Here is a 24,587-nt window from a genome sequence, read left to right on the forward strand (position 1 = left end):
ATAGATTTGACTAGGATGAAATATGTACACTTTACCAGATGATTTTGATTTTCAACTTCTTTCCGGGTGTTACTTGGAAATGGTGTGTTTCGGTGTAGGGGTCACAAGGCTGGATTTTTCGCGTCCACAAGTTGCCCCCGGCATACCTCCATATAAAGTTTCCTTTTGTATTGAGGCGGGGCTGGCTTATCAGCTTAATGGTGTGCCGGGGAGGCGTGAATTCACAGACTCATCTACCAGCGCTCCCTTGTTGGATTTTTTGTTGAAAGATGTCGTGTTGGTTGAAGCAGTTGGGAGTGCGACATTGCAAATATCATTTGGCTCTGGTGATGGGGTTTTAGTTGAGGCTGACCCCTGTGCTGAATATGAGTCTTATACAATTTATCTGGATTCTGGTGATGTTGTAGTTGTTTAGTTTGGGGTGGATGACTATGCTAAAGGTGCTCCTTAATTCTGCTTCATAGGGTGCTTAAGATTGATGTGTGAGGTGCTGTAATCGTTATAATAAAAGTAAGTTTTGAAAGGATGTGTTTAATGCTGCGCTTAATTCTGGTTGGGGGTGTTTTGGGGGTGTTAATGGGGCGATTTGTAAGAGTTAAGTGATACGGTTTTTTTTGTTTAGAGAGCATTCTGTGGTAGGGGCGACTCTCGAAAGATGCCCTATTTATAGAGTCGTATTTTAATTATTTTGATTTTCAAAGAGGAGGCATATTGGAGGGTTTTATTTTATTTTGTGGGGGGTGAAAATTCTATTGAGGCTTTGAATCCTGGCTTTGTTTATATTTGTGGTGTGAGTGACATCCTAGATGTAACGTCCTCTCACCCGGATTTTAATAGGTAGCTATTTTCTGAAGAGAACTCTCTAAAGATTTGGTTTGCAGCTATCGGGTTGTTCGGTTTTTAGAGTTGTCGGGCTATGAATTATTTGTGTGGTCGATGAGTAAAAAATAAAGCTCATTGCAGTGGGTGGGGGTGCTATATTGTGGGTGTAGAAGGGGGCTTCTATATTCATTAGGTTATATATTTTTTGAGGAGATTGCATTCCTGTTAGACAGTAATGTCAGGATCTACGATAAGTCACTGTTTTTTTTGGGGGTGTGAAGTTTATGCTGCTAGTTTTAAGGGTGTTGTCTGTATGTGCCGCTCTTTCAGGAAAGATGACGTTCAGATCTCATTGGTTAGGAATTGTTAAAAATAAATTTACGGGTATTTGGGTATTATTTTGTCTGTGGTTGATGCTGCTGAAAATACCTTGTGATAGTTATGGTTGGCGTGAAAGCGCACAGTGACCCCAAAAGGCCATAGCATTTTTTTAGAACTACTTAATAATAAGGTCTTTAAATGATTGGATTTTTAAAGTTAGTCATTCTAGCCCTACTGCTGTCAGGCTGTGCCAGCAATATGAAACACGAGTACCTGGAGCAGCTTAAGACTTCCACAACACCAATCGCTTACTCATTTCCCCAAGCCATCCAGCAGGCTACGTCTACGCCTCTGCCAATTGGCTGGGAAATTTTTCCCGAAAAGTGGCAGATTGGCGCCACCGATCCACGCCTTGCCATCGGCCAAGAGCCTGGAAATTATCGGGTATTTGATTTTCAGATGAAGAAAGGGCAAGCCTATACCATTCATCTCCGAACGATGTGCAATAAGATGTGCCTTGCGCTTTTCAATACTGCTCTGAAACCTCGGGTTGCAGTGGCTAATGCAAAAGGGGATTTGATCGCTGACCATCTGCTTGGCGAAAACTCGATGACTGTCCGGTGGTCAGGCGTCGCTCCCTCAGATGACAAGTATTTCTTGATCGTTGCCGCAGATAATCAAACGCCCGCAGAGTTTTTTTACTATAGCTACAAGTCAATTTCGCCGGGAGTGATTGTGTCGGACGCGATGAGGAGTGCCCCGTTTGGAGAGATTACGGCGTATGTCGAGTTTTCGGCCGACTAGATCGACGAAGCACAGGCTGTTGCCGCCAGCCCTGTCTATGTGCCACTTATTATCTCCCAGGTAAAACGCTAACGATCCATCAGATAAAAAAGGGACGATATCAATACATCCCTTTTATCGAGCCCCGCTCATTTCCCCATCTTCTTCGACGAATACCCACCCGACGGATCAAAACACTGGCTGTTATAAAGCGGGCTCTTGCACTGCGATACCGCTGTAGGCGGTGGTGGTCTGTCTCGCTGGTATTGCTTGTAACTTTCCGTCTCGTAGACAGTAACCTTCGCCCGCCCGCTGACTTTCAGAAATTCGGTGGCTTTGAGGTTGACCTTGTGGGCATGGTCCACGGGTTCGCCCTGGCGCAGCATCTTGGGCGGGCCTTGTCTTTGTACTGAGGTGCTGGCGTCGCTTTCAGCGCACGGTATGGATGCGAAGCTCACATGGCCTTCAGGTGAGGTGCATTTGAATATTTCGCTGTGGGCGGTACCGTTGAAGCTCAGCGCTGCGGCTGCCAGCGCCAGTGAAGGCCATTTCATGAAGTATCTCCGTCGAGAGCGCAAGGCTAGCATTTGCGTCTTGTTGCGGCTACCGCTGGTCTGTTGTGTCGCACTCTTGTGGCCAGAGGTTTTCTGACGTGCAGGTATCAGACTCAAACCGATCTGACTGGAGGTACGCAATGACAGGTGATAACTCGAAGACTGGTAACTCGGACGACCCGGATTTCAATACGGAATCCCCTGATGCCGAGGATCCGCAAATGGACCCTGTAAAGCCTGCAAAGACGCCGGCAAAGGAGAAGGGCACTCAGGATGATTACCCGCCTTACAATCCGGAAAAGTAAGGTCAATCACGCCCTTTTAGGCAGTGAAGCAGGTCGATGGGAGGCGGCTGTTCCATGGCATCGCCAGCAAGCTGCCTCCCACAAAAAGCGGGCTACTTATTTGCTTCCAGATACTCCAGCAGGTCTTCCATGCGCTGATCGTTACCCATCCACCAGAGTTTCATGCGGGTGCCGGGAACCATTTCGCTGGGGTCCTTGATGAAGGCGCTGAGCTTTTCGCGGGTCCAGATGATGCCGGAAGCCTGCATCTCGGGGGTGTACTTGTAGTCTGGGTATTGTGCGGCCTGGCGATCGATGATGCCGTTGAGAGGCGGGCCGAATGCGCTGCGCGCCGAGGGGCCGATCTTGTGGCAGCCGGAGCAGAGTCGGGTAAAGACCGCCTTGCCTGCTTCTGCATCGCCAGCAGCCTGGGCGGTTGTCTGGACCAGCAAGGCCAGTATCAATAGCGCGGTTTTTGTCATGTGAATCCCATGAGCATTTTTCAAACGCCGAAAACCACGAAGCCCCTGAGATTCTGTGAATTCAGGGGCTTCGCGTTTTTCTAATTTGGCGGTGAAGGAGAGATTCGAACTCTCGATACAATTTCTTGTATACACACTTTCCAGGCGTGCTCCTTAAGCCACTCGGACACTTCACCGTATCTCTTCAGACTGTTGTGTCTGTCGAGGCGCGCTAATGTAGTCGAAACGTTTTCTGAACGCAAACTTTTTTTCAGAATTTTCATGCGGTTAAGCAAAAAGTGCAGCTTTCAGGTTCATCCCCGGCTTCCTTGCCTGGCGAGGGGACGATGAGGTGGATGTGTTACGGGCCGGGTCAGGCGCTGAAGCCGCCGTCGATGGTCAGGCTGGCACCGGTGATATAGCCCGTCTCCGGGCCAGCAAGGTAGGCGACGAAACTGGCGATTTCTTCACTTTTGCCATAACGCGGGATGGCCATGAAACCCATGAGGCTTTCAGCGAATTCTCCATGGGCCGGGTTCATGTCGGTATCCACCGGGCCTGGCTGTACGTTATTGACGGTAATGCCCTGCGGGCCGAGATCACGGGCCAGGCCTTTGGTCAGGCCCACCAGTGCAGACTTGCTCATGGCATAAGGCGCACCGCCAGCGAAAGGCATGCGGTCGGCATTGGTGCTGCCGATATTGATGATGCGGCCACCTTCGCTCATATGGCGGGCCGCCTCCTGAGTGGCAATGAACACGCCGCGCACGTTGATGGCCAGGATTCTGTCGAAGTCTTCCAGGCTGAACTCATCCAGCGGGCCGACGGCCAGCACACCTGCATTGTTGACCAGAATATCCAGGCCACCAAAGGTTTCGGCGGTGGTCTCTACGGCGTGGCGAATGGCGGTGGCATCGGCGCTGTCGGCACGAATGGCCAGTGCCTTGCCGCCGTTGGCGCCGATGCTGTCCTGCAAGTCGAGTGCATTGATCTCGGAATTGACGTAAGTGAAGGCAACGGCCGCGCCTTCCTTGGCCAGGCGTCTGACGATAGCGGCACCGATACCGCGTGAGCCGCCCTGAACGAGTGCGACTTTACCGGCGAGGCTTGCATGCTGAGTCATGATGTTCTCCTGATCCTGTGCAACGTGGGAGATAGGGTGGAGGTTTCAGCGTAGTCCCCGAACCCTCATCTTGCAGGAGCTATCGCATTATCGATTCTGCAAGAAAACCACATACCCCCTGAACCACTCGTTGTCTTGCAGATACCCCGGCGCTTGCCATTCGCCGCCCTGAATCAGGCCGATCTTGAACGGCAGGCCGAGGCGGTTCAGGCGTGGCAGGTATGCGGCGTAGTCGGGGATGCTGTGGCGCCCCTGATAGGTTTGCACCACCACTTCGTCGATCACGCCTTTGAGGTCGCCGATGAAGCGGGCGTCGGCGTTGCTGCTCCAGTCCATGAGGCCGGTGATACTCAGGCGGTATTCGGGTGGCAGACGGCGGCGCAGGTCGCGCAGGAAGTCGACGTATTCATTCAGGTAGCGGGTGCGGGCATCGAAATCGATCTGGATGCCGACCAGGGTATTACCTGCCTGTCTCCAGCGTTCGACCTGGCCAAGCAACTGGCGGTAGACCGGCTCTGGCCAGCGCAGGGTATGGGCGCGATATACCACCCAGAGCTGTTCCTGAGGCAGTCGGGTTACGGCCATTCCCTGTGCGATGAAGTTGACCCGCTGTTGCGGGTCGCGGCGTGAGGTGCTGATCTGGCCTTGCAGCACGTACAGCGTCTTGGCTTTTGCCAGTACTGGCTGCGAGGTCACGCCGCCCCATAGCCAGAAGGCGTCGTAATCCGAGGCATCCACCGCTGCCCAGGCATGCAGCGGGCCAAGCAGCCAGAGCAGCGTCAGAAAACGCCATAAACGCATCGCGATTTACCAGTAGTACTGCAGCGATTTGCTCCAGCGGGTATCGGCGAATTCGCCTTTCAATTGCTTGAACCAGGCCTTGCGTACAGCGGGTTCGACATCCTTGCCGTTACAACTGTTATAGCCCGAGGGCGCATAGCAGTTGATTGCACGAAACAGCGCGTAGGCTTTGTCGTCGCGTGGTGCCTTGGGGTTGGCGATGACCTGCTTGTAGCCTTCGAGTCGGGAGAAGGCCTCACCGGCAAACCCCGGCGCGGTACCGCCCAGGCTGTCGGCGTGACGCTTCTGGTCAAGCGGCATGCTGTCCAGCTGGTTGCGCAGCATGAACTCGCCCAGGCAGTTCAGGCCTTGCGGGCTCTTGTGGTCAGCCTGCAAGACGGCGGCTGTCTGGGCGATGCCCGGGCAGGTGTAGCCGGACTGGGCCTTGTCGCCTTGCCAGTGGAAGAGGGCAAGTTCGGGTCCCTTTTCATACACATAACCCAGGCTGTAACCCAGCTTCTCGTCGGGAAGCGTGGCTGGCAATCGCTTGAAGTCCTCGGCAAAGTCAGCATAGCGATTGCGCAGCAGGTCTTTATAGAGCAGGACGAACAGCGCGGTATTGCGCTCGGTGGCGTCCGGGCCCTGGGTGGTCTGTTGGCGCAGTAGATCGGCATCGGCTACATGTCTGAGCAGGGTGTAACGTACCTGTTGCGACTGGATCGAAGAGTCCGCTGCGAAGACTCGGGATAATTGCTCGTCTCGCTCGTAACTCATGGCCAGAGCCAGTTCCAGTTGTTCGCGTTGCAGCGGCTGTTTGGCCAGCGGCAGCAGGTGCTCCCACAAGGCCTGTGCGGCTTTCCAGTCCTGGCGGGCTTGCAGTGCCAGGCCGCGCAGCATCTGCTGGCTGAAACTCAGGTAGTCGAGCGTGGCCGGTGGTTCGCTCGGCAGCAGCGTCAGGGCTTTTGCCGGGTTATCTTCGACATATAAGGCAAATGCAGCCTGCAAGTACTCATACAGGGCAGGCTGTTCGGCAAAGATCGGTTTCTGCGCTTGCAAGTCTGCTTCGGTCAGTTTCGGGGTCGACTTTTCCCGCATCCACATCAGGTCATTGATGGCCATCAGCAAAGGCGTTTGCACTGCCTGCCGGTTGACCGTCAGCAGCTTGGTATCCACCTCGCTCACCAGTTCATCCAGAGAAACGTTGCGCTGCGCATCGCTGGTTTGAGTCAGTTGCAGGGCGAAATCCCTGGCGAGTTTGTCGGAGTCATTGGCCAGCCAGTGAACGCGCCTCAGCAAGCCTTGAGCCGAAGCGGCGTATTCGCCTTGAGGATAGGCTTGCAGATACCGCTCGAAGCCGCTTTCGGCCCGTTGCAGCGCAGCCTTGTCCAGTTGTTCGGCAGAGCGTTCGCCGTATTCATTGAAAGCGTTTTGCTGGGCATCGTTCAGCGCGGTGCGTGCGCTCATGTACAGCGCGGTCTGCTTGAGCCAGGGCTGCGGGCTTTCGGCAAGGGCCGCAAAGCCTGTCGATGCCTCGGCAAAACGGCCGCTGTAAAAATCGCTGGCGGCTCGCAGATAGGTGGCGAATGCCTTGCCGGTCGAGGACGGTAGATCTGCGGGGATCTTGCTGACCTGCTGGCTGGCGTCCCAGCCGCATACGGTCAGCAATTGCAGGCGGGCATTGGCCAGCGAGCGGCGTTCGCTGTCGTTCAACGCCGGGCTGGCGACCAACTGCTCGATAAAGGCTGTGGCGCTGGTTTGGGTGTTGCTGCGGCAGCGGCTGCCTTCTCCTTGCAGGAACGCATCACCAGCAGTTTCGGTAACTTCGTGCTTGATACCCAGTTTTTCCAGCAATGGAATCAAGGCCGCGCTGACAGGCTGCTCCGGGGATTCAGCTTCGTCCCGGACTTTGATCGCGCCCAGACGATAAAGAGGGAAGGGCACCGGGCCATAACCCTGCGCCAGATCGTCGCTGTTCAGTGCGTGGGGTTGCAGCGCCAGCGCACCCTGATCGGCCAGCAGCAAGCGCAGATTGACCTGACTGTCGTTACCGGGGCTGAGGAAAGCCAGATTGCTGCAGACATCCAGACGCTCCTTGAGGATTGTCCAGTTCGGGTAGCAGGAATCATCGCCGCTGGCTTGAACCTGAGTGCAAAAAACAGAGCCGACAGCAAGGGTCAGAGCAGTCAACAGCCGGGTGCGCATGGGGTGTCCTTGATCCATGGGAGTGAACGCTGGCAATCATACAGTCTGCACAGGCCAATTAATCCTCTCCTACAGCATCCGCTTGAGCGTATTGTCCTTGCGCACGAAGTGATGCCAGATCGCAGCTGTCGCATGCAGCCCGATCACGTAATAAAAGATCGAGGCCAGCAACTTGTGCAGGTCCTCGAACTGCTCGGCTACACGGCCCGAAGTAGGGAATGGCCAGGGGATCAGCACATCTGTCAGCGGGATCGGCAACGCGCCTTTTTCAACCACGACCGTGAGTAGACCGAGCACAGGCTGGGCGAACAGGAATGCATACAGGGCGTAGTGCGACACGGTTGCCGCAAGGCGCAGCACGCCTTCAAGCGGCGGGGTAATACCCGGTGGTCGATGGCGACGGCGTTCTGCAACGCGAAAGAATGCCAGGGCCAATATCGCGATGCCAACCCAGAAATGGCTCTGGACGACGAATACTCGGTATTCCGATCCCTTACCGAACTGGGTACGGCTGAGAATCAAGGCATAAGCCAGCACGATCAGGACGGCCATGGCCCAATGCAGCCATTTGGCCCGGTAGGTATAGCTTTCAGAAGACGGTGAATCCACTGCCGGTATCCTTGTCATGTTGTCTCAAGGCTGATCTTGAATAGCTTAGGCGGTTTCAGAAAGCCTGCTTCAGACACTGTTTCGGCCAGTTGTGCATTAAGTAAACCTCATGCCTTGAAAGCATGGGAGAGGTCCATGTTCGATTGCGTCTTTGGCAGATAGTTGAATCTGCGGCTGCCTGTTCGACAAACGACGGAACCTGTGCATTCGTCCGGCTTCATATGACTTGAATGTCGTGAAGGAGCGAGCCTTGACCAGTGCCAGTCCCAGTCCCCCCTTGGGCAACATAACGCCGGTATCAGCGAACATTTCATTGAATGTGCTGACCATGAACATGCATATGGGTTTCGGCATCTTCAACCGCCGTTTCATTCTGCCGGAGCTGCGTGAGGCGGTGCGCACTGTGTCCGCCGATATCGTGTTCCTGCAGGAAGTCCATGGCGAACACAACAGTCATGCCCGGCGCATCAAGGACTGGCCGACGATTTCGCAGTACGAGTTTCTTGCCGACAGCATGTGGAAGGACTTTGCCTACGGGCGCAACGCGGTGTACCCGGAAGGGCATCACGGTAATGCGTTGCTGTCCAAATACCCCATCGTTCAGCACGAAAACCTCGATATCTCCATTCACGGTACTGAAGAGCGCGGGTTGCTGCACTGCATTCTTGAAGTCCCGCATTACGGGCAGGTTCATGCGGTCTGTGTGCATCTGGGGCTGTTCGAGAGCCATCGGCGGCAACAGCTCAAGCTTTTGGCCGAGTTGATGGAGCGCCTGCCGGCCGGTGTGCCGGTGATCGTTGCCGGCGATTTCAACGATTGGCGCTTGCGTGCCGATGCGTTGCTTGAAGGCACAGGGCTGCATGAAGTCTTTGTCGAGCGTTTTGGCGCGCCGGCCAAGAGCTTTCCAGCCCGCTGGCCGCTGTTGAGGCTGGATCGGATTTATGTACGCAACGCGACGAGCCACAGGCCCAAAGTGCTGTCCAACCGGCCGTGGTCCCATCTTTCCGATCATGCACCCTTGGCGGTGGAGGTGACCTTATGAACAACGATGCCAGGGAGCAGCGAGGGCAGTGGCGCGACGGTAATTGTGTCGAGTTGCTGATCAACGGGGAGGATTTCTTTTCCCGTGTTTTCGAGTGTATCCGTGCGGCTCGCAAGGAAGTGCTGGTCGAGACGTTCATCATTTTCGAGGACCGTATCGGCAAGGGCTTGCAGCAGGCCTTGATCGAAGCCGCGGGCAATGGTGCGCGGGTGGTGGTCACGGTGGACGACTACGGCACTTCGGATTTGAGTTCCGAATTCGTCAAAACCATGATCGATGCCGGCATCCAGATCCAGTTGTTCGACCCGCGTCCGCGCTTCATGGGCATGCGTACCAATCTGTTCCGGCGCCTGCACCGCAAGGTGGTGGTGATCGACGGTGAACTGGGGTTCATCGGTGGCATCAACTACAGCGTCGACCACATGACCGACACAGGGCTTACGGCCAAACAGGACTACGCCGTATTGGTGCGTGGCCCGATTCTCGCCGATATCCATCGCAGCGCGCTGCACATGCTCAACCCGGTGGTCCGTGCCACCTTGAAACCCATTCCCCTGAAGCTGAAATACGCTGGCAGTGCGCGGATGCTGCTGGCCGAACGTGACAACAGTAATCACACCACCGATATCGAGGAGCAATACCTCAAGGCCATTCGGAGTGCGACCCAGCGAATCACCATTGCCAATGCCTACTTTTTCCCCAGCTATCGCTTTCTGCGAGAGCTGCGCAATGCATCGCGGCGCGGGGTAAAGGTCACGCTGATTCTGCAAGGGCAACCGGACATGCCGTTCGTGCGTGTCTGTTCACGGCTGACTTACACCTATCTGCTGCGCGATGGCGTCGTGATCCATGAATACAAACAGCGGGCGCTGCATGGCAAGGTCGCGCTGATCGACCGCGAATGGTCCACCATCGGCTCCAGTAATCTGGACCCCTTGAGCCTGGCGCTGAATCTGGAAGCCAATCTGTTCATTCGTGACCCGGCCCTCAATCAACATCTGCATGAGCATCTGCGCGAACTGGCTGCCGAGCACAGCACCCAGATCAATCTCAAGGGCGCGGCCCGTGGTCAGTGGTGGCGTGCGCCGATGATTTTTCTGTGCTTCCACTTCCTGCGGCATTTTCCGGCCATCGCCGGGTTGTTTCCGGTCCACGGCATGCGCCTCAAGCCCATCAGGGCAGGGGATGTGATGCCCGAGGCGCGTGTCATCGAGCAGCAGGCTCATCAGGATTTGCGAGACAGGGAGCAATCGTCATGACTCAGGTCGCCCAGGCATCAGCCGATAATGGCCACGGGACCCGCTGGAAGTGGGCCAAGCGTGGCTTGAACCTGTTTTTCTTCATCGCCGTGCCGGTGTTGCTGTTCATGCTGGTCAAGAACCTCGACTGGCAGGAAGTCAGCCATGCCTTGCAGTCCTACAAACTCAGTACCCTGAGTATTGCGGTACTGGTAGCGCTGGCCAGTTACCTGACGTATTGCGGGTTCGACATTCTGGCGCGTTATTACACGGGCCATAAGTTGTCGATACAGCAGATCGTACCGGTGACGTTCGTCTGTTACGCCTTCAACCTCAACCTGAGTTCCTGGGTGGGCGGAATTGCTTTGCGCTATCGCCTGTATTCCCGGCTGGGGCTGGATGTGCCGACCATTACCCGAATTCTGAGCTTCAGTCTGATCACCAACTGGCTGGGCTACATGTTGCTGGCAGGGGCCGTTTTCTCGATGGGTTTCCCAAAGTTGCCCAAGGCCTGGGAGGTCGGTACGACGTCCTTGCAACTGATCGGTGTGGGTCTGCTGGTGCTGTGCTTTTCCTACCTGCTGGCGTGCCGCTTTTCCAAACGGCGCTCCTGGAATCTGCGAGGGCAGGAAATCGTTCTGCCTTCCCTCGGGCAGGCGTTGATGCAGGCCGGCCTCGGGGCCTTGAACTGGTCGTTGATGGCGATGGTGATTTACACCCTGCTGCCGGATAACGCGTTCTATCCGGCGATATTGGGTGTGCTGTTGATCAGCAGTATTGCAGGTGTCATTACTCACATTCCGGCAGGGCTCGGGGTGTTGGAAACCGTGTTCATCACCTTACTGGCCCAGGAGTTTTCCAAGGGCAGCCTGCTGGCCGGGCTGATCGGCTACCGGGCCATTTATTTCCTGTTGCCTCTGCTGATTGCCCTGCTGGTGTATGTGGTGCTGGAGAAAAAGGCGAAAAAGCTCAGCGCAAAGAACCAGCAGCGGATGTGAGGTGGGAGGGGCATTGGCCGCGACGACCTGCTTTGACAGCACATCTTCAGTACCTGAATGTGCTGTCGCGGCCAATGCCTCTTGAAGTGACGGCTATCTGTCAGTGCCCCACATCCTGGCGCGCAAACATTTTCACCGCATCGACCGCATGGCTGGTGCCTTCGCTGATCTGGACGATCACCGAGCCGGCCTGATCCGCCAGGTCGACACCCTTGACCGCGTTGCTGCGGGTGTTCTCCATGCTGTCGATGGCCTGGCGGGTTTCGTTCTGGATTACGCCGATCATCTCCGATATTTCGGCCGTGGAGCGGCTGGTGCGTCCGGCCAGTTGGCGAACTTCATCGGCCACCACCGCAAAACCGCGACCTTGATCACCGGCCCGTGCCGCTTCGATGGCCGCGTTCAGCGCCAGCAGGTTGGTCTGCTCCGCAATACTGCGAATGGTGTTGACGATGGTGGTGATCTGCTCCGAACGTTCGCCCAGTTGGGTAACGATGCGTGACGAATCCTCGATATTCACCGAGATCTGGCGCATTTCGTTCGCGGCCTGCTGAATCACCTGGGTGCCTTGTTCGGTGACTTTCCGGGTTTGTACCGAGATGTGATAGGCCTGCGCAGCACTGTCGGTATCGCGCTCATGTTTTTCGACTCGTGCAGTGATGTCTGAGGCGAATTTGATGATTTTCCACAGCTTCCCGTCCGTGTCGTATACGGGGTTGTAACTGGCTTCCAGCCACAGAGTCTGCCCATGGCGGTTGACACGTTTGAACTGGCCGCTGAAGAACTCGCCCTTGTTCAGGCGTTTCCAGAAGTCGGCATATTCGCTGCTGCTGGTGATTTCCGGTGGGCACAACAGCTTGTGGCTCTTGCCGATCAAGTCTTTTTCGCTGTAACCCATCAGGTTCGTCAGGTTGCTGTTGGCACACAGGATCCGGCCTTCCAGGTCGAACTCGATCACAGCCATGGCACGGTCGAGGACCAGCAGCTTGTTTTTCGCTTCGCTGTCGGCCTGGACCTTGGCGGTGATGTCCAGCGCGTACTTGACGATTTTCACGGTCTTGCCCGACTCATCCTTGATCGGGTTATAACTGGCTTCAAGCCATACCGTCTCGCCATTGCCGGCTACACGACGGAAAGTCGAGGAGACAAACTCTCCGGCTCTCAGGCGACTCCACAGCTGGCTGTATTCCGAACTGCGGGCGTATTCGGGCGGGCAGAATTTGCGGTGCTCCTTGCCCAGCACGTCTTCGCGACGGTAATGCATGGTGTTCAGGAAGTTGTCATTGACTGTCAGCACAACACCATTGAGATCGAACTCGATGATGGCCATCGAACGATCAAGTGCTTTTAATAGCCAGGCTTGTTGGTCAATGGTCTGCTGGAGGGCAATTAATTCTTTTTTGTTTGAATTAAATAGCATGGCGGCGTGGCTCAGGAGGAAGTTGTAATGAGGGTTCCCGTCCTTCGGCCTGCGGTGCGTAGGGCACTCGTGCGTATCCTTCTGCGATGATGGCACTATAGGTGGCACTTCGGGTGTTTGTACAACGGATTATGAAAAAAACATCCAGATGATAATGATGTTCAACTTTGTAGCTAATACGAACATTGTTTTGTATTGGATCACTTGAACGTTTTATTCAAATGAATGTGTTCATGGTTTTTTGACGCCAATCAAATAACCGGCAGCCTCCCTCTAAAGGCTGCGCCATGAAAGAGTGCCTCAGTCCTCGAACCCTGCCTGTTCATGAATTTCATCCACCTTCAATTCCAGGCGATAGGCCACGGCAATGAACAGTGCCTGGCACAGGCACAGTGTGGCGCTCAAGGAGCGGAAGGCGAACGAACTGCCTTCATTGACCAGCAGCACCGAATTGGCTCGTTTGGCCAATGGCGAAAGGTTGCTGTCGGTGATGATCAGCGTCTTGGCCTGATTGTGCTGGGCGATGCGCAGGCAATGCTGGGTTTCCTTGCCGTAGGGCGTGAAGCTGATGGCAATGACCAGGTCATTGGCCCGCACGCTGCGCATCTGTTCCCGATAACTGCCTCCAAGGCCGGAAATCAGGTGGATGCGCTTGTTGGTGTGTTGCAGGTTATAGACCAGATAATCGGCCACGGCGAAGGAGCGGCGTACGCCTACCACGTAGATATTGTCGGCGTTGACCACCAGGTCCACTGCTTTCTCGAATTCGTCGTCGTCCAGGTCCGCGCCCAGTCGCTCCAGGCCCGACAAGGTGGCATTCACGCATTCGCGAGCCAGATCGCCGCCGCGGGCTTTCTGGGACTTGTTGGCGATCATGTTGCGGATGCGTTGCTGGTAGTTCTGTACCGGCGTGGTCTTGTGGGTATAGGCCTCGCGGAACAGCGCCTGCATTTCACTGAAACCGCTGAAGCCGAAGCGCTGGGAAAAGCGCACGATGGCGGAAGGGTGAACTTCGCATTCCCGGGCAATATCGCTGATGCGATCGACCATGATCCGGTCGCTCTGCTGACTCATGTAGCTGGCGATACGTTTGAGCTGACGTGGCAGGCCGTCATATTCATTGGTGATCAGCCGCAGCAGGCCCTCGGCACTGGTCGGTGGCGTATCGAGGCCTGTGTCCGGCAGGGACGGCTGCTCGGTGCTGTTCATATCTCAATCCTTTTTGCTTGTTCTTTAGGGCGCCACACGCTGTACGAAAATGGCCGAGTGTCGTTGATCGCGCATTGATCTGGCCGCTTTCGTACATAGCCATGAACTATATCTCACCTGTCAGCCAAGTGTGACAGCACTCCGCGCATCGTCATTGGAAAAAATATTCTACTTGAAAAAATTATAGAATAATTATTGATTGATCCGGCGGGACGTTTTAGGCTCTGTTCTACCAAAAGCATTTTGCGCATCCATTGCGTGACATGCAGGCTGATAAAAATAACAGGAGCCACCATGGGCCAGACTCGCTTTGTCAGTGGGCGTCAGTTGGATCTGATCTGCCTCGGACGCCTTGGCGTCGACCTCTACGCGCAGCAGGTTGGAGCGCGGCTGGAAGATGTCTCAAGCTTTGCCAAATACCTGGGCGGTTCGTCGGCAAACATTGCCTTCGGTACGGCTCGACTGGGCCTCAAATCGGCCATGCTCAGCCGTGTTGGCGACGATCACATGGGGCGTTTCCTGGTTGAATCACTGGCGCGTGAAGGCTGTGATGTCAGCGCAATCAAGCGTGATCCCGAGCGTCTGACGGCTATGGTGCTGCTTGGGTTGAAAGATCGTGAAACATTTCCGTTGGTGTTCTACCGCGAAAACTGCGCCGATATGGCCTTGCGCGCCGAAGACATCGACGAGGCCCAGATCGCTTCAAGCAAGGCCCTGCTGATTACCGGCACGCATTTCTCCACCGAGCAAGTTTTCAAGGCTAGCAGTCAGGCACTGGATTACGCTGAAAAGCACAACGTCAAACGAGTTCTGGATATCGACTACCGGCCTGTCTTGTGGGGGTTGGCCGGCAAGGCCGATGGCGAAACCCGGTTTGTCGCCGATCAGCATGTCAGCCAGCATGTGCAGCGCATTCTGCCGCGTTTTGACCTGATCGTCGGCACCGAAGAAGAGTTTCTGATCGCGGGCGGGACCGAGGACTTGCTCGCTGCCTTGCGGGTGGTGCGTGGGCTGACGGCTGCGACTCTGGTGGTCAAGCTCGGGCCGCAGGGCTGCACCGTGATTCACGGTGCGATTCCGGCCCGCCTCGAAGACGGTGCCATTTATCCGGGCGTGCGGGTCGAAGTGCTCAATGTGCTGGGGGCCGGTGACGCTTTCATGTCCGGCTTCCTCAGCGGCTGGCTCAAGGATGCCAGTGACGAGCGCTGCTGCCAGTTGGCCAATGCCTGCGGCGGTCTGGTGGTGTCGCGCCATGCCTGCGCACCCGCCATGCCGACTCCGGCGGAACTGGATTATCTGTTCAACAGCCCGGTGCCGATCACCCGGCCGGATCGCGATGTTGTCCTGCAACGCCTGCATCAGGTCAGCGTGCCTCGCAAAGAGTGGAAGCAGTTGTTCATCTTTGCCTTCGATCATCGCGGGCAACTGGTGGAGCTGGCCCAGCAGGCCGGACGCGACCTTGGCAGCATCAGCGATCTCAAGCAACTCTTTATAACGGCTGTCGAGCGTGTCGAAGCTGATCTGCACAAGCGCGGTATCGAGGCTGATGTCGGTCTGCTTGCCGATCAGCGATTCGGTCAGGACTCACTCAACGCTGCCACCGGTCGCGACTGGTGGGTTGCCCGACCAGTGGAAGTGCAGGGCTCAAGGCCGTTGGCGTTCGAGCATGGTCGCTCCATTGGCAGCAATCTGTTGAGCTGGCCTCAGGAGCAGATCATCAAGTGTCTGGTGCAGTATCACCCTGACGACGAGCCGCTTCTGCGTCTTGAGCAGGAGGCCCAGATCAAGGGCTTGTACGAGGCCTCGCAAGTCAGTGGTCATGAGTTGCTGCTGGAAATCATCCCGCCCAAGGACCACCCGTCGACTCATCCCGACGTCATGTACCGTGCCCTCAAGCGTTTGTACAACCTGGGCATCTATCCTGCGTGGTGGAAGATCGAAGCGCAGAGCACCGAGGTCTGGCAGCAACTGGATGCCTTGATTCAGGAGCGCGATCCGTATTGCCGTGGCGTGGTGCTGCTGGGCCTCAATGCCCCGGTGGAGGAACTGGCCGTCGGCTTTGCCCAGGCGCGTCACAGCACCTCCTGCAAGGGGTTTGCCGTTGGCCGGACGATTTTCAGGGAGCCGAGTCGCGCCTGGATGGCCGGGGAAATCGACGACGCTACTCTGATAAATCAGGTGCAGAGTACGTTTATCTGGTTGATCGAGTCCTGGCGCGAAGCCCGCGCCTGACCCCATCCTCATTGACGCAGTGATAACAAAAAGAAAGGTGCAGCCATGCCTGTTTCCGCATCCAACATCCGCATCGGCATCAATCCGATTTCCTGGAGCAACGACGACCTGCCGGCGCTGGGCGGCGAAACGCCGTTGAGCACTGCCCTGAGCGAGGGCAAGGAAATCGGCTACGAAGGTTTTGAACTCAACGGCAAGTTTCCCAAGGACGCCAAAGGTGTCGGTGATGTGCTGCGTCCTTATGGGCTGGCGCTGGTGTCGGGCTGGTATTCCAGCCGACTGGCACGGCGTTCGGTGGCCGAGGAAATCGAAGCCATTGGCTCCCATGTACAACTGCTGGCGCAGAACGGTGCTTCGGTACTGGTGTATGGCGAAGTGGCCGACTCCATTCAGGGGCAACGCATTCCTCTGGTCGAGCGCCCCCGTTTCCACACCGATGCCGCCTGGCGTGAATATGCCGACAAGCTCACCGAGCTGGCGCGCTTCACACTTTCCCGGGGTGTGCGTCTTGCCTATCACCACCACATGGGCGCCTACGTCGAGTCGCCTCAGGACATTGATCGCCTGATGGAACTGACCGGTCCCGAAGTGGGCCTGCTGTTCGATTCGGGCCATTGCTACATGGGCGGTGGCGAACCCTTGCAGGTACTGAGCAAGCACATTGATCGCGTCTGTCATGTGCATTTCAAGGATGTGCGCAAGCCGGTCGTGCAACTGGCGCGCAACAATCTATGGAGTTTCCCGGACTGCATCGTCAACGGCACCTTTACCGTGCCCGGCGATGGCGATATTGATTTCTCGGCGCTGCTCAAGGTGCTGCTGCAGGCTGGTTATCAGGGCTGGCTGGTTGTCGAAGCCGAACAGGACCCTGCCGTCGCGCCCAGTTATGTCTACGCCAAAAAAGGCTATGACACGCTGCGCCAACTGTTGATGGATGCTCGATAACGGAGGACTGAACAATGAATCTGTTGACTAAAAGCAAGGCACAGGGGCGCGACATCGTCGAGTTGCAGGAGGGTGCGCTGGAGTATGTAGGCTTCGCCGCGTATCGCCTGGAAACCGGCGAGCGTTTGTCCCTCAATGCCGAAGACAACGAATTGTGCGTGGTGCTGCTCACCGGCCATGCCAGTGTGAGCGGCGAAGCATTGGGGCAGGGCGCGTTCAGTTGGGAAAACATCGGCGACCGGCACTCGGTCTTCGAAGAGAAGTCGCCGTTTGCCGTGTACCTGCCGCCCCACAGCCAGGCACATTTCACGGCACTGGGGCCTGCGCAACTGGCGGTCTGCAAGGCGCCCGGCGACAGTTCCAAGCGTGCCCCGGCGCGCCTTATCACGCCGGACAGCATGAAGCGCAGCGTGCGCGGTAAAAACGCCAATACCCGTTATGTCTGCGACATCCTGCCGGATACGGAGCAGGCCCATTCGCTGCTGGTGGTGGAAGTGCGCACGCCATCCGGGCATTCCTCCAGCTATCCGCCCCACAAGCACGACATGGATAACCTGCCCCACGAGAGCTATCTCGAAGAAACCTATTACCACCAGGTCAACCCGCCACAGGGCTTCGTCTTCCAGCGGGTGTACACCGACGATCGCAGCATCGATCAGGCCATGGCCGTGGAAAACAACGATCTGGTGACCGTGCCCAAGGGCTATCACCCGGTCAGCGTGCCTTACGGCTACGAGTCTTATTACCTGAACGTGATGGCAGGCCCCAAGCGTGCCTGGCAGTTCAATAACGACCCGCAGCACAGCTGGTTGCTGGATCTTTAACCTCTTTCGATTTGGAGTCAGTCAGATGAGCGAGTCCCCGGTTATCGGCCATTACATCAACGGCCAGTTGAATAACGGTGATGGCGAGCGTTACAGCGATGTGTTCAATCCGGTCAGCGGCAAGGTTCAGGCGCGGGTTGCCCTGGCCAGCCTCAAGACCATCGACGAAGCGGTCGCCTCGGCCCAGGCAGCGTTTCCAGCCTGGGCGGATCAGTCGTCCCTGCGTCGTGCGCGGGTCATGTTCAAGTTCAAGGAGCTGCTGGACAGGCATCACGAAGAGCTGGCGCAGATTATTTGTCGCGAGCACGGCAAGGTGTTGTCCGATGCCCGGGGCGAGGTGGTGCGTGGCATTGAAATCGTCGAATTTGCCTGTGGTGCGCCAAGCCTGCTGAAAAGCGATTTCAGCGACAACATCGGCGGTGGCATCGACAACTGGAACCTGCGTCAGCCGCTGGGCGTCTGTGCCGGGGTTACGCCGTTCAACTTCCCGGTGATGGTGCCGCTGTGGATGATTCCCCTGGCACTGGTCACCGGCAACTGCTTCATCCTCAAGCCTTCGGAACGTGACCCTTCGGCGAGCCTGCTGATGGCGCGTCTGCTCAAGGAAGCCGGTTTGCCGGACGGCGTGTTCAGCGTCGTTCAGGGCGACAAGGTGGCTGTGGATGGTCTGCTGCAACATCCGGGCATCGAAGCGATTTCCTTTGTCGGCTCGACCCCGATTGCCGAATACATCCACCAGCAAGGCACTGCTCACGGCAAGCGTGTGCAGGCATTGGGTGGTGCCAAGAACCATATGATCGTGATGCCCGATGCCGACCTGGATCAGGCCGCCGATGCCTTGATCGGCGCAGCCTATGGCTCGGCGGGCGAACGCTGCATGGCGATTTCCATTGCGGTGGTGGTGGGCGATGTGGGTCAGCAACTGATCGAAAAACTGCTGCCACGCATCGACCAGCTCAAGGTGGGTGATGGCATGCAGGCCGATTCAGACATGGGGCCGCTGGTCACTGCCGTGCACAAGGCCAAGGTCGAGGGTTATATCGACCAAGGCGTCAAAGAGGGCGCGAAGCTGGTGGTCGATGGTCGCAACTTCAAGGTGCCGGGCGCCGAGCAAGGCTTCTTCGTCGGGGCGACGCTGTTCGATAACGTCACGCCCGAGATGCAGATCTACAAGGAGGAAATCTTCGGCCCGGTGCTGGGCATCGTCCATGTGCCGGATTTCGCCAGCGCTGTAGCGCTGATCAATGCCCATGAGTTCGGCAACGGCGTGTCGTGTTTTACCAGCGATGGCGGCGTGGCCCGCGCCTTTGCCCGCTCGATCAAGGTCGGAATGGTGGGCATCAACGTGCCGATTCCGGTGCCCATGGCCTGGCATTCCTTCGGTGGCTGGAAGCGTTCGCTGTTCGGCGATCATCATGCCTACGGCGAAGAAGGCCTGCGTTTCTACAGCCGCTACAAGAGTGTCATGCAACGCTGGCCGGACAGCATCGCCAAAGGTCCTGAGTTCAGCATGCCAACCGCCAAGTAACCTTCAGACAATGGATTGTGGAGAACAATAACAATGAGCCAGCCCCTGCGCTTTGCCCTCAATCGTATGGTCGCCCCACGCCTGTCCCTGCCGGATTTCGTCGATCTGGCAGTGAAACTGGGGGCCGACGCCATCGAAATTCGCAACGACCTCAAAGGTATCGAGATCGAGGACGGTACGTCGCCACAGACCGTCCGCGCGCTATGTGCTGCCAAGGGGGTTCGTGTGCTGTCGATCAATGCCTTGTACCCGTTCGATGTGTGGAATGACGAGCGTCGGGCCCAGGCTACGAAGCTGGCGCAATATGCCCGAGATTGCGGTGCCGAAGCGCTGGTGATGTGCCCGCTCAACGAACGTGCCGATGCGCGTAATGCCGCGCAGCGTGCCACAGGCCTGCGCACGGCCTTGACCGAGCTGGCTCCGATTCTGCGCGAACACGGGATTCTCGGTTTCGTCGAGCCACTGGGTTTTGAAGAGTGCGCGTTGCGCTTCAAGCGTCAGGCGGTGGATGCGATCAGAGGCGTTGGCGGTCTGGATGTGTATCGGCTGGTGCATGACACCTTCCATCACCACCTGGCGGGTGAGGTTGAGCTGTTTCCCGAGCTCACCGGGCTGGTACACATCTCCGGTGTCGAAGATACCCAGGCGCCCCTCAACAGTATTCGCGACGGGCATCGGGTACTGGTGGGCGAAGCGGACATTCTGGGTAATGCCAGTCAGATCGAACGGTTATTGGCCAGTGGCTACAACGGGCATCTGTCCTTCGAGCCGTTTGCCGAAAGCGTGCATGCGCTGGACAACATTCCCGAGGCCATCGAACAGAGCATGAGTCATCTGTCCCAATGCTGCCTTCGCGGATAAGTCCGCTCCCACACAATCTGTAGGAGCGAATTCATTCGCGAAGAGACAACCACAAGAACAAAGGTGCGAGCATGAGTACAACCCGATTGACCATGGCCCAGGCCCTGGTGAAGTTTCTGGATAACCAGTACGTCGAAGTCGATGGCGTACAGAGCAAGTTCGTCGCCGGGGTTTTCACGATCTTTGGCCATGGCAACGTGCTGGGGATCGGACAGGCGCTGGAGCAGGACAGCGGCGATCTGGTTGTTCATCAAGGCCGTAACGAGCAGGGCATGTGCCATGCCGCCATCGGTTTTGCCAAACAGCATCTACGGCGCAAGATTTACGCCTGCACTTCTTCGGTCGGTCCGGGCGCTGCCAATATGCTGACCGCCGCCGCAACCGCTTCGGCCAACCGTATTCCCTTGCTGTTACTGCCGGGCGATGTCTATGCCAGTCGCCAGCCTGACCCGGTGCTGCAACAGATCGAACAATTCCACGACTTGAGCATCAGCACCAACGATGCCTTCAAGGCCGTCAGCAAATACTGGGACCGCATCAATCGCCCTGAGCAACTGATGAGTGCTGCGCTCAGCGCCATGCGGGTACTGACCGATCCGGCTGAAACCGGTGCCGTGACCTTGGCCCTGCCTCAGGATGTCCAGGCCGAAGCCTACGATTACCCCGACAGCTTCCTGCAAAAGCGTGTGCATCGCATCGACCGTCGCCCGCCAAGCCGTGCCATGCTCGATGACGCGCTGGCGTTGCTCAAGGGCAAGCGCAAGCCGCTGCTGATTTGTGGTGGCGGGGTGCGTTATTCCGGTGCCGCCCAGGCCTTGCAGGATTTTGCGGAACGCTTCGAGATTCCTTTCGTGGAAACCCAGGCCGGCAAGAGCGCCATTGTCTCGGCCCATCCCCTGAACATGGGGGGCATTGGTGAGACGGGCACGCTGGCGGCCAACCAACTGGCCAAAGAAGCAGATCTGATCATTGGCGTCGGCACGCGCTACAGCGACTTCACCACCGCCTCGAAATGGCTGTTCCAGAATCCGGATGTGCAGTTTCTCAACCTCAATGTCGGTGCCTTCGACGTGCAGAAACTGGACGGTGTGCAGGTGCTGGCGGATGCCAGGGAAGCCTTGCAGGCCCTGCATCAGGGTTTGCAGGCCAGCGACTACCGCGCCGCCTGGGGCGACGCCCCCAAACGTGCCAGGGCCGAACTGGATGCTGAAGTCGACCGCATTTATGCCGCCCAATACCAGACCCAGGATTTCACTCCTGAAATCAATGACCACATGGACCCGGCCGTGCTGCGCGAATTCATCGAGCTGACCGGCTCCTGCCTGACCCAGAGCGCTGTGCTGGGCGTGCTCAATCAGAGCCTGCCCGAAGACGCGATCATCGTTGCAGCCGCAGGCAGCCTGCCGGGCGACTTGCAGCGGGCCTGGCGCAGTACCGGCGTCGATACCTATCACGTCGAGTACGGCTATTCCTGCATGGGCTACGAGGTCAATGCTGCATTGGGCGTCAAACTGGCCGCGCCGCAGCGGGAAGTCTTCGCGCTGGTGGGAGACGGCTCCTACATGATGCTGCACTCGGAACTGGCAACCTCGGTTCAGGAGCGGCGCAAGATCAATATCGTGCTGCTGGACAACATGACCTTCGGTTGCATCAACAACCTGCAGATGGGCAACGGCATGAACAGCTTCGGCACCGAGTTCCGTTTCCGTAACCCGGAAACCGGTCTGCTCGACGGTGGCTTTGTGCCGGTGGACTTTGCCATGAGCGCAGCGGCCTATGGCTGCAAGACCTACAAGGTCAGCACCCTTGAGCAACTGCGCGAGGCCCTGGCAGATGCGCAACGGCAGACCGTTTCGACGCTCATTGATATCAAGGTCCTGCCCAAGACCATGATCCACAACTACCTGTCCTGGTGGCGGGTGGGTGTCGCCGAGGTATCCACCACCGGCACCACGGCTCAGGCGTACGAAAAGCTCAACAAGGAACTGGCCAAGGCCCGTCAATATTGATTGCGGTTATTCATTCGGAACACATTCAACAGGAGCACTGCAATGGCTTTGAAATTAGGCGTAATCGGTACTGGCGCAATCGGCCGTGATCACATCCGGCGTTGCAGCAAGACCCTGCTGGGTAGCCAGGTGGTGGCTGTCACCGATATCAATCTCGAACAGGCGGCAAATGTGGTTCGTGAACTGGATATCACAGCCGAGGTCTATGCCGACGGTCATGCGTTGATTGCTGCGCCCGATGTCGAGGCCATTCTGGTGACCTCATGGGGGCCGACCCATGAAGAGTTCGTGTTGGCGGCGATTGCCGCAGGCAAGCCAGTGTTCTGCGAAAAGCCCCTGGCAGTGACCGCAGAAGGTTGCCGTCGTATCGTCGATGCTGAAATCGCGTTCGGCAAGCGCCTGGTGCAAGTGGGCTTCATGCGCCCTTATGACGAAGGCTACCGAGCCCTGAAAGCGGTGATCGACAGTGGCAGGATCGGCGAGCCATTGATGCTGCACTGCGCTCACCGCAACCCGACCGTGGGCGAGAACTACAAGACCGACATGGCAATCACCGACACCCTGATCCACGAGATAGATGTGCTGCGCTGGCTGCTCGACGATGACTATATTTCGGTGCAAGTGGTCTTCCCGCGCAAGTCCTCCAGGGCGCTGGCGCACCTCAAGGATCCGCAGATCGTACTGCTGGAAACCGCCAAGGGAACCCGCATCGATGTCGAGGTCTTCGTCAATTGCCAGTACGGTTATGACATCCAGTGCGAAGTGGTAGGCGAGACCGGTATCGCCAGGCTGCCCGAGCCGTCGCAAGTCCAGTTGCGCAGCGAGGCCAAGCTGTCGAATGCAATCCTGATGGATTGGAAGGACCGTTTTATCGCGGCCTATGATGTCGAATTGCAGGCTTTCATCGATGGTGTGAATGCCGGTAAAGTCGGTGGTCCTTCAGCATGGGATGGCTACGCGGCTGCGGTAACCGCCGATGCCTGCGTCGAGGCACAGCGCAGTGGTGCGATCGTGCCGGTCAGCCTGGCCAGTCGTCCCGGGTTCTACGGCTGAAAAAGAGTTGTCAGCGATAGCAACAACAGGAGGACTTCATGCGAATAGGATTGGTGGGCTACGGAAAGGGCGGCCGTTACTTTCATGCAACGCTGCTTTCAAGTTTGCCCGATGCAACATTTGTGGGGGTCGTGACCCGCTCACCCGAGCGGCGGCAGGAAGTGGCCAACGATCATCCCGATGTCGCGACCTTCGACTCTCTGGCCGATCTGGTCGCCGCCGGTGTTGATGCTGTGGTGATCTCCACACCGCTGGCTTCCCGCCGCGCCCTGATACTGGAAGCCATCGAGTTGGGCGTGAATGTCGTCAGCGACAAACCCTTTTCCGATGACGCAGCCCAGGCCCGTGAGTTTGTAGATGCGGCGAAGCGGCGGGGCGTGCAACTGAGTGTTTATCAGAACCGGCGTTGGGATTCGGACTTCCTGACCTTGCGCAAACTGATCGACAATGACGTGCTTGGCTCCATCAGTCGTTTTGAGTCCAGTATCGAACGCTATTCCCCCAGGTCGGTGGGCAAGACCAGCGGTGGTGGTCTGTTGCGTGATCTTGGCAGCCATCTGGTGGATCAGGCTCTGGTGCTGTTCGGCCCTGTCAGCCGGGTGTATGCCGAATTGCAGTCCGGCGCGCCCGATGCGCCGGACCATGCCTTTTTCATTTCCCTGACCCATGCCAATGGCGTCGTCTCGCATTTGTCCGGTAGTTGTCTGCAAAACACGCCGAGGCCACGCTTCAGGGTCAGTGGAAGCCAGGGATGCTACAGCGTCGAAGGCCTGGACGGTCAGGAAGAGGCCGCTCTGGCGGGGCTGACGCCCAGGTCTGAAGGCGATCGCTGGGGTGTCGAAGAGCACAGGCGCTGGGGCTGGTTCGAGCACGGAGACCACCGGGAGCGGGTTCCCTCGGAGCAGGGACGCTGGCTGGAGTTCTATAAACAATTGCAGGATTCCATCGACGCTGGCGGGCAGAATCCTGTGGATGCAAACGACGCAGTCGCGACTGCCGTGGTGCTGGACGCTGCACGGCTGAGTGCGCAGGAGGGGCGAGTGATCGTCTTGTAAACAGCGCGTTTTTTCAGGGTTACACGCAAGCCCCGGTTCTCTGGAGAGAGCCGGGGCTTGCTGCTATCGACATTCCGGGAGGGTGAAATAAAAAAGAATAAAATTCTAAAATGAGTTGAATTGGAAAATATTTTCCAATAAAGTCGTTTTCAGGTTGCCGACTATCGAATCACCTGCGCTGTCAGACTTATCTGAAGGTCGCAGGGAACAAGCAAACAAAAACAAGACAAAGAT

Annotated in this window: 22 protein-coding genes, 1 tRNA gene and 1 pseudogene; 14 read left to right on the forward strand and 10 right to left on the reverse strand. The window is 57.1% G+C overall.

Annotated features, from left to right (window positions below; translation table 11 throughout):
* Positions 1-22: 22 nt before the first annotated feature.
* Both KGD89_RS08650 and KGD89_RS08655 read left to right on the forward strand, forming a co-directional pair.
* Complete coding sequence (locus KGD89_RS08650; RefSeq protein ID WP_143008677.1) at positions 23-415, forward strand: hypothetical protein; 393 nt, start codon at positions 23-25, stop codon at positions 413-415.
* 926 nt (positions 416-1,341) lie between these two features.
* Positions 1,342-1,947 carry a hypothetical protein gene (locus KGD89_RS08655; RefSeq protein ID WP_025259391.1) on the forward strand — a complete coding sequence of 202 codons (606 nt, stop codon included), beginning with the start codon at positions 1,342-1,344 and terminating at the stop codon, positions 1,945-1,947.
* A gap of 128 nt (positions 1,948-2,075) precedes the next feature.
* On the opposite strand, the gene KGD89_RS08660 is transcribed toward KGD89_RS08655, so the two are convergent.
* On the reverse strand, positions 2,076-2,480 hold the full coding sequence (locus KGD89_RS08660) for a hypothetical protein (RefSeq protein ID WP_025259392.1): 405 nt from the start codon (positions 2,478-2,480) through the stop codon (positions 2,076-2,078).
* 140 nt (positions 2,481-2,620) lie between these two features.
* On the opposite strand from KGD89_RS08660, the gene KGD89_RS08665 reads away from it, so the two are divergent.
* Positions 2,621-2,785: a DUF6021 family protein gene (locus KGD89_RS08665; protein ID WP_038399780.1), complete on the forward strand. Its 165-nt coding sequence runs from the start codon at positions 2,621-2,623 to the stop codon at positions 2,783-2,785.
* 92 nt (positions 2,786-2,877) lie between these two features.
* Here KGD89_RS08665 and KGD89_RS08670 read toward each other — a convergent pair whose 3' ends face one another.
* The 6 genes from KGD89_RS08670 to KGD89_RS08695 form a co-directional block, all read right to left on the reverse strand.
* Complete coding sequence (locus KGD89_RS08670) at positions 2,878-3,246, reverse strand: c-type cytochrome (RefSeq protein WP_025259393.1); 369 nt, start codon at positions 3,244-3,246, stop codon at positions 2,878-2,880.
* A gap of 86 nt (positions 3,247-3,332) precedes the next feature.
* Positions 3,333-3,422, reverse strand: a tRNA-Ser gene (locus KGD89_RS08675).
* Positions 3,423-3,598: 176 nt separating this feature from the next.
* Complete coding sequence (locus KGD89_RS08680; protein ID WP_025259394.1) at positions 3,599-4,348, reverse strand: 3-oxoacyl-ACP reductase family protein; 750 nt, start codon at positions 4,346-4,348, stop codon at positions 3,599-3,601.
* Positions 4,349-4,435: 87 nt separating this feature from the next.
* Positions 4,436-5,149 (reverse strand): DUF3142 domain-containing protein, encoded by a 714-nt coding sequence (locus tag KGD89_RS08685; RefSeq protein WP_025259395.1) that lies wholly within the window; start codon positions 5,147-5,149, stop codon positions 4,436-4,438.
* A 6-nt stretch (positions 5,150-5,155) separates the two neighbouring features.
* Positions 5,156-7,330 carry a hypothetical protein gene (locus KGD89_RS08690; protein WP_025259396.1) on the reverse strand — a complete coding sequence of 725 codons (2,175 nt, stop codon included), beginning with the start codon at positions 7,328-7,330 and terminating at the stop codon, positions 5,156-5,158.
* A 69-nt stretch (positions 7,331-7,399) separates the two neighbouring features.
* A complete protein-coding gene (locus tag KGD89_RS08695; RefSeq protein WP_025259397.1) occupies positions 7,400-7,939 on the reverse strand; it encodes a cytochrome b in 540 nt (179 codons plus the stop codon).
* A gap of 340 nt (positions 7,940-8,279) precedes the next feature.
* Here KGD89_RS08695 and KGD89_RS08700 point away from each other — a divergent pair, with 340 nt between their 5' ends.
* From KGD89_RS08700 to KGD89_RS08710, 3 genes are read left to right on the forward strand one after another with little or no spacing between them, the layout of a single operon-like run.
* Entirely contained in the window at positions 8,280-8,981 is a 702-nt protein-coding gene (locus KGD89_RS08700; RefSeq protein WP_404940692.1) for an endonuclease/exonuclease/phosphatase family protein, read from the forward strand.
* Complete coding sequence (clsB, locus tag KGD89_RS08705) at positions 8,978-10,240, forward strand: cardiolipin synthase ClsB (RefSeq protein ID WP_025259399.1); 1,263 nt, start codon at positions 8,978-8,980, stop codon at positions 10,238-10,240. Before KGD89_RS08700 ends, clsB begins: the two co-directional genes overlap by 4 nt.
* Positions 10,237-11,217, forward strand: coding sequence for a lysylphosphatidylglycerol synthase domain-containing protein (locus KGD89_RS08710; RefSeq protein ID WP_025259400.1), 981 nt, complete (start codon positions 10,237-10,239; stop codon positions 11,215-11,217). The genes clsB and KGD89_RS08710 overlap by 4 nt, the downstream gene beginning before the upstream one ends.
* Before the next feature lie 100 nt (positions 11,218-11,317).
* Here the strand turns inward: KGD89_RS08710 and KGD89_RS26365 are convergent, their stop codons facing one another.
* The 3 genes and pseudogenes from KGD89_RS26365 to KGD89_RS08720 all read right to left on the reverse strand — a co-directional run bounded on the left by KGD89_RS26365 (position 11,318) and on the right by KGD89_RS08720 (position 13,846).
* Positions 11,318-11,776: a methyl-accepting chemotaxis protein gene (locus KGD89_RS26365; protein WP_397430383.1), complete on the reverse strand. Its 459-nt coding sequence runs from the start codon at positions 11,774-11,776 to the stop codon at positions 11,318-11,320.
* Positions 11,777-11,911: 135 nt separating this feature from the next.
* A pseudogene (locus tag KGD89_RS26370) lies at positions 11,912-12,637 on the reverse strand (PAS domain-containing protein); the annotation flags it as partial.
* Positions 12,638-12,937: 300 nt separating this feature from the next.
* Positions 12,938-13,846 (reverse strand): MurR/RpiR family transcriptional regulator, encoded by a 909-nt coding sequence (locus tag KGD89_RS08720; protein WP_025259402.1) that lies wholly within the window; start codon positions 13,844-13,846, stop codon positions 12,938-12,940.
* A 294-nt stretch (positions 13,847-14,140) separates the two neighbouring features.
* Here KGD89_RS08720 and KGD89_RS08725 point away from each other — a divergent pair, with 294 nt between their 5' ends.
* The 8 genes from KGD89_RS08725 to KGD89_RS08760 all read left to right on the forward strand — a co-directional run bounded on the left by KGD89_RS08725 (position 14,141) and on the right by KGD89_RS08760 (position 24,353).
* Positions 14,141-16,078: a bifunctional 5-dehydro-2-deoxygluconokinase/5-dehydro-2-deoxyphosphogluconate aldolase gene (locus KGD89_RS08725; RefSeq protein ID WP_025259403.1), complete on the forward strand. Its 1,938-nt coding sequence runs from the start codon at positions 14,141-14,143 to the stop codon at positions 16,076-16,078.
* A gap of 45 nt (positions 16,079-16,123) precedes the next feature.
* A complete protein-coding gene (gene iolE, locus KGD89_RS08730; protein ID WP_025259404.1) occupies positions 16,124-17,023 on the forward strand; it encodes a myo-inosose-2 dehydratase in 900 nt (299 codons plus the stop codon).
* A 14-nt stretch (positions 17,024-17,037) separates the two neighbouring features.
* On the forward strand, positions 17,038-17,847 hold the full coding sequence (gene iolB / locus KGD89_RS08735) for a 5-deoxy-glucuronate isomerase (RefSeq protein ID WP_025259405.1): 810 nt from the start codon (positions 17,038-17,040) through the stop codon (positions 17,845-17,847).
* 25 nt (positions 17,848-17,872) lie between these two features.
* Positions 17,873-19,375 (forward strand): CoA-acylating methylmalonate-semialdehyde dehydrogenase, encoded by a 1,503-nt coding sequence (locus tag KGD89_RS08740; RefSeq protein WP_025259406.1) that lies wholly within the window; start codon positions 17,873-17,875, stop codon positions 19,373-19,375.
* A 33-nt stretch (positions 19,376-19,408) separates the two neighbouring features.
* A complete protein-coding gene (locus tag KGD89_RS08745; RefSeq protein ID WP_025259407.1) occupies positions 19,409-20,236 on the forward strand; it encodes a TIM barrel protein in 828 nt (275 codons plus the stop codon).
* Positions 20,237-20,307: 71 nt separating this feature from the next.
* Positions 20,308-22,245, forward strand: a complete 1,938-nt coding sequence (gene iolD, locus KGD89_RS08750) for a 3D-(3,5/4)-trihydroxycyclohexane-1,2-dione acylhydrolase (decyclizing) (protein ID WP_025259408.1) — start codon at positions 20,308-20,310, stop codon at positions 22,243-22,245.
* Positions 22,246-22,287: 42 nt separating this feature from the next.
* The gene (locus KGD89_RS08755) at positions 22,288-23,298 is read left to right on the forward strand and encodes a Gfo/Idh/MocA family protein (protein WP_025259409.1); all 1,011 of its coding nucleotides are present in this window, start codon (positions 22,288-22,290) and stop codon (positions 23,296-23,298) included.
* Between the two features lie 38 nt (positions 23,299-23,336).
* Positions 23,337-24,353 (forward strand): Gfo/Idh/MocA family protein, encoded by a 1,017-nt coding sequence (locus KGD89_RS08760; protein ID WP_025259410.1) that lies wholly within the window; start codon positions 23,337-23,339, stop codon positions 24,351-24,353.
* Positions 24,354-24,587 lie beyond the last annotated feature (234 nt).

It is taken from the genome of Pseudomonas cichorii, from assembly GCF_018343775.1.
Taxonomy (GTDB): Bacteria; Pseudomonadota; Gammaproteobacteria; order Pseudomonadales; family Pseudomonadaceae; genus Aquipseudomonas; species Aquipseudomonas cichorii.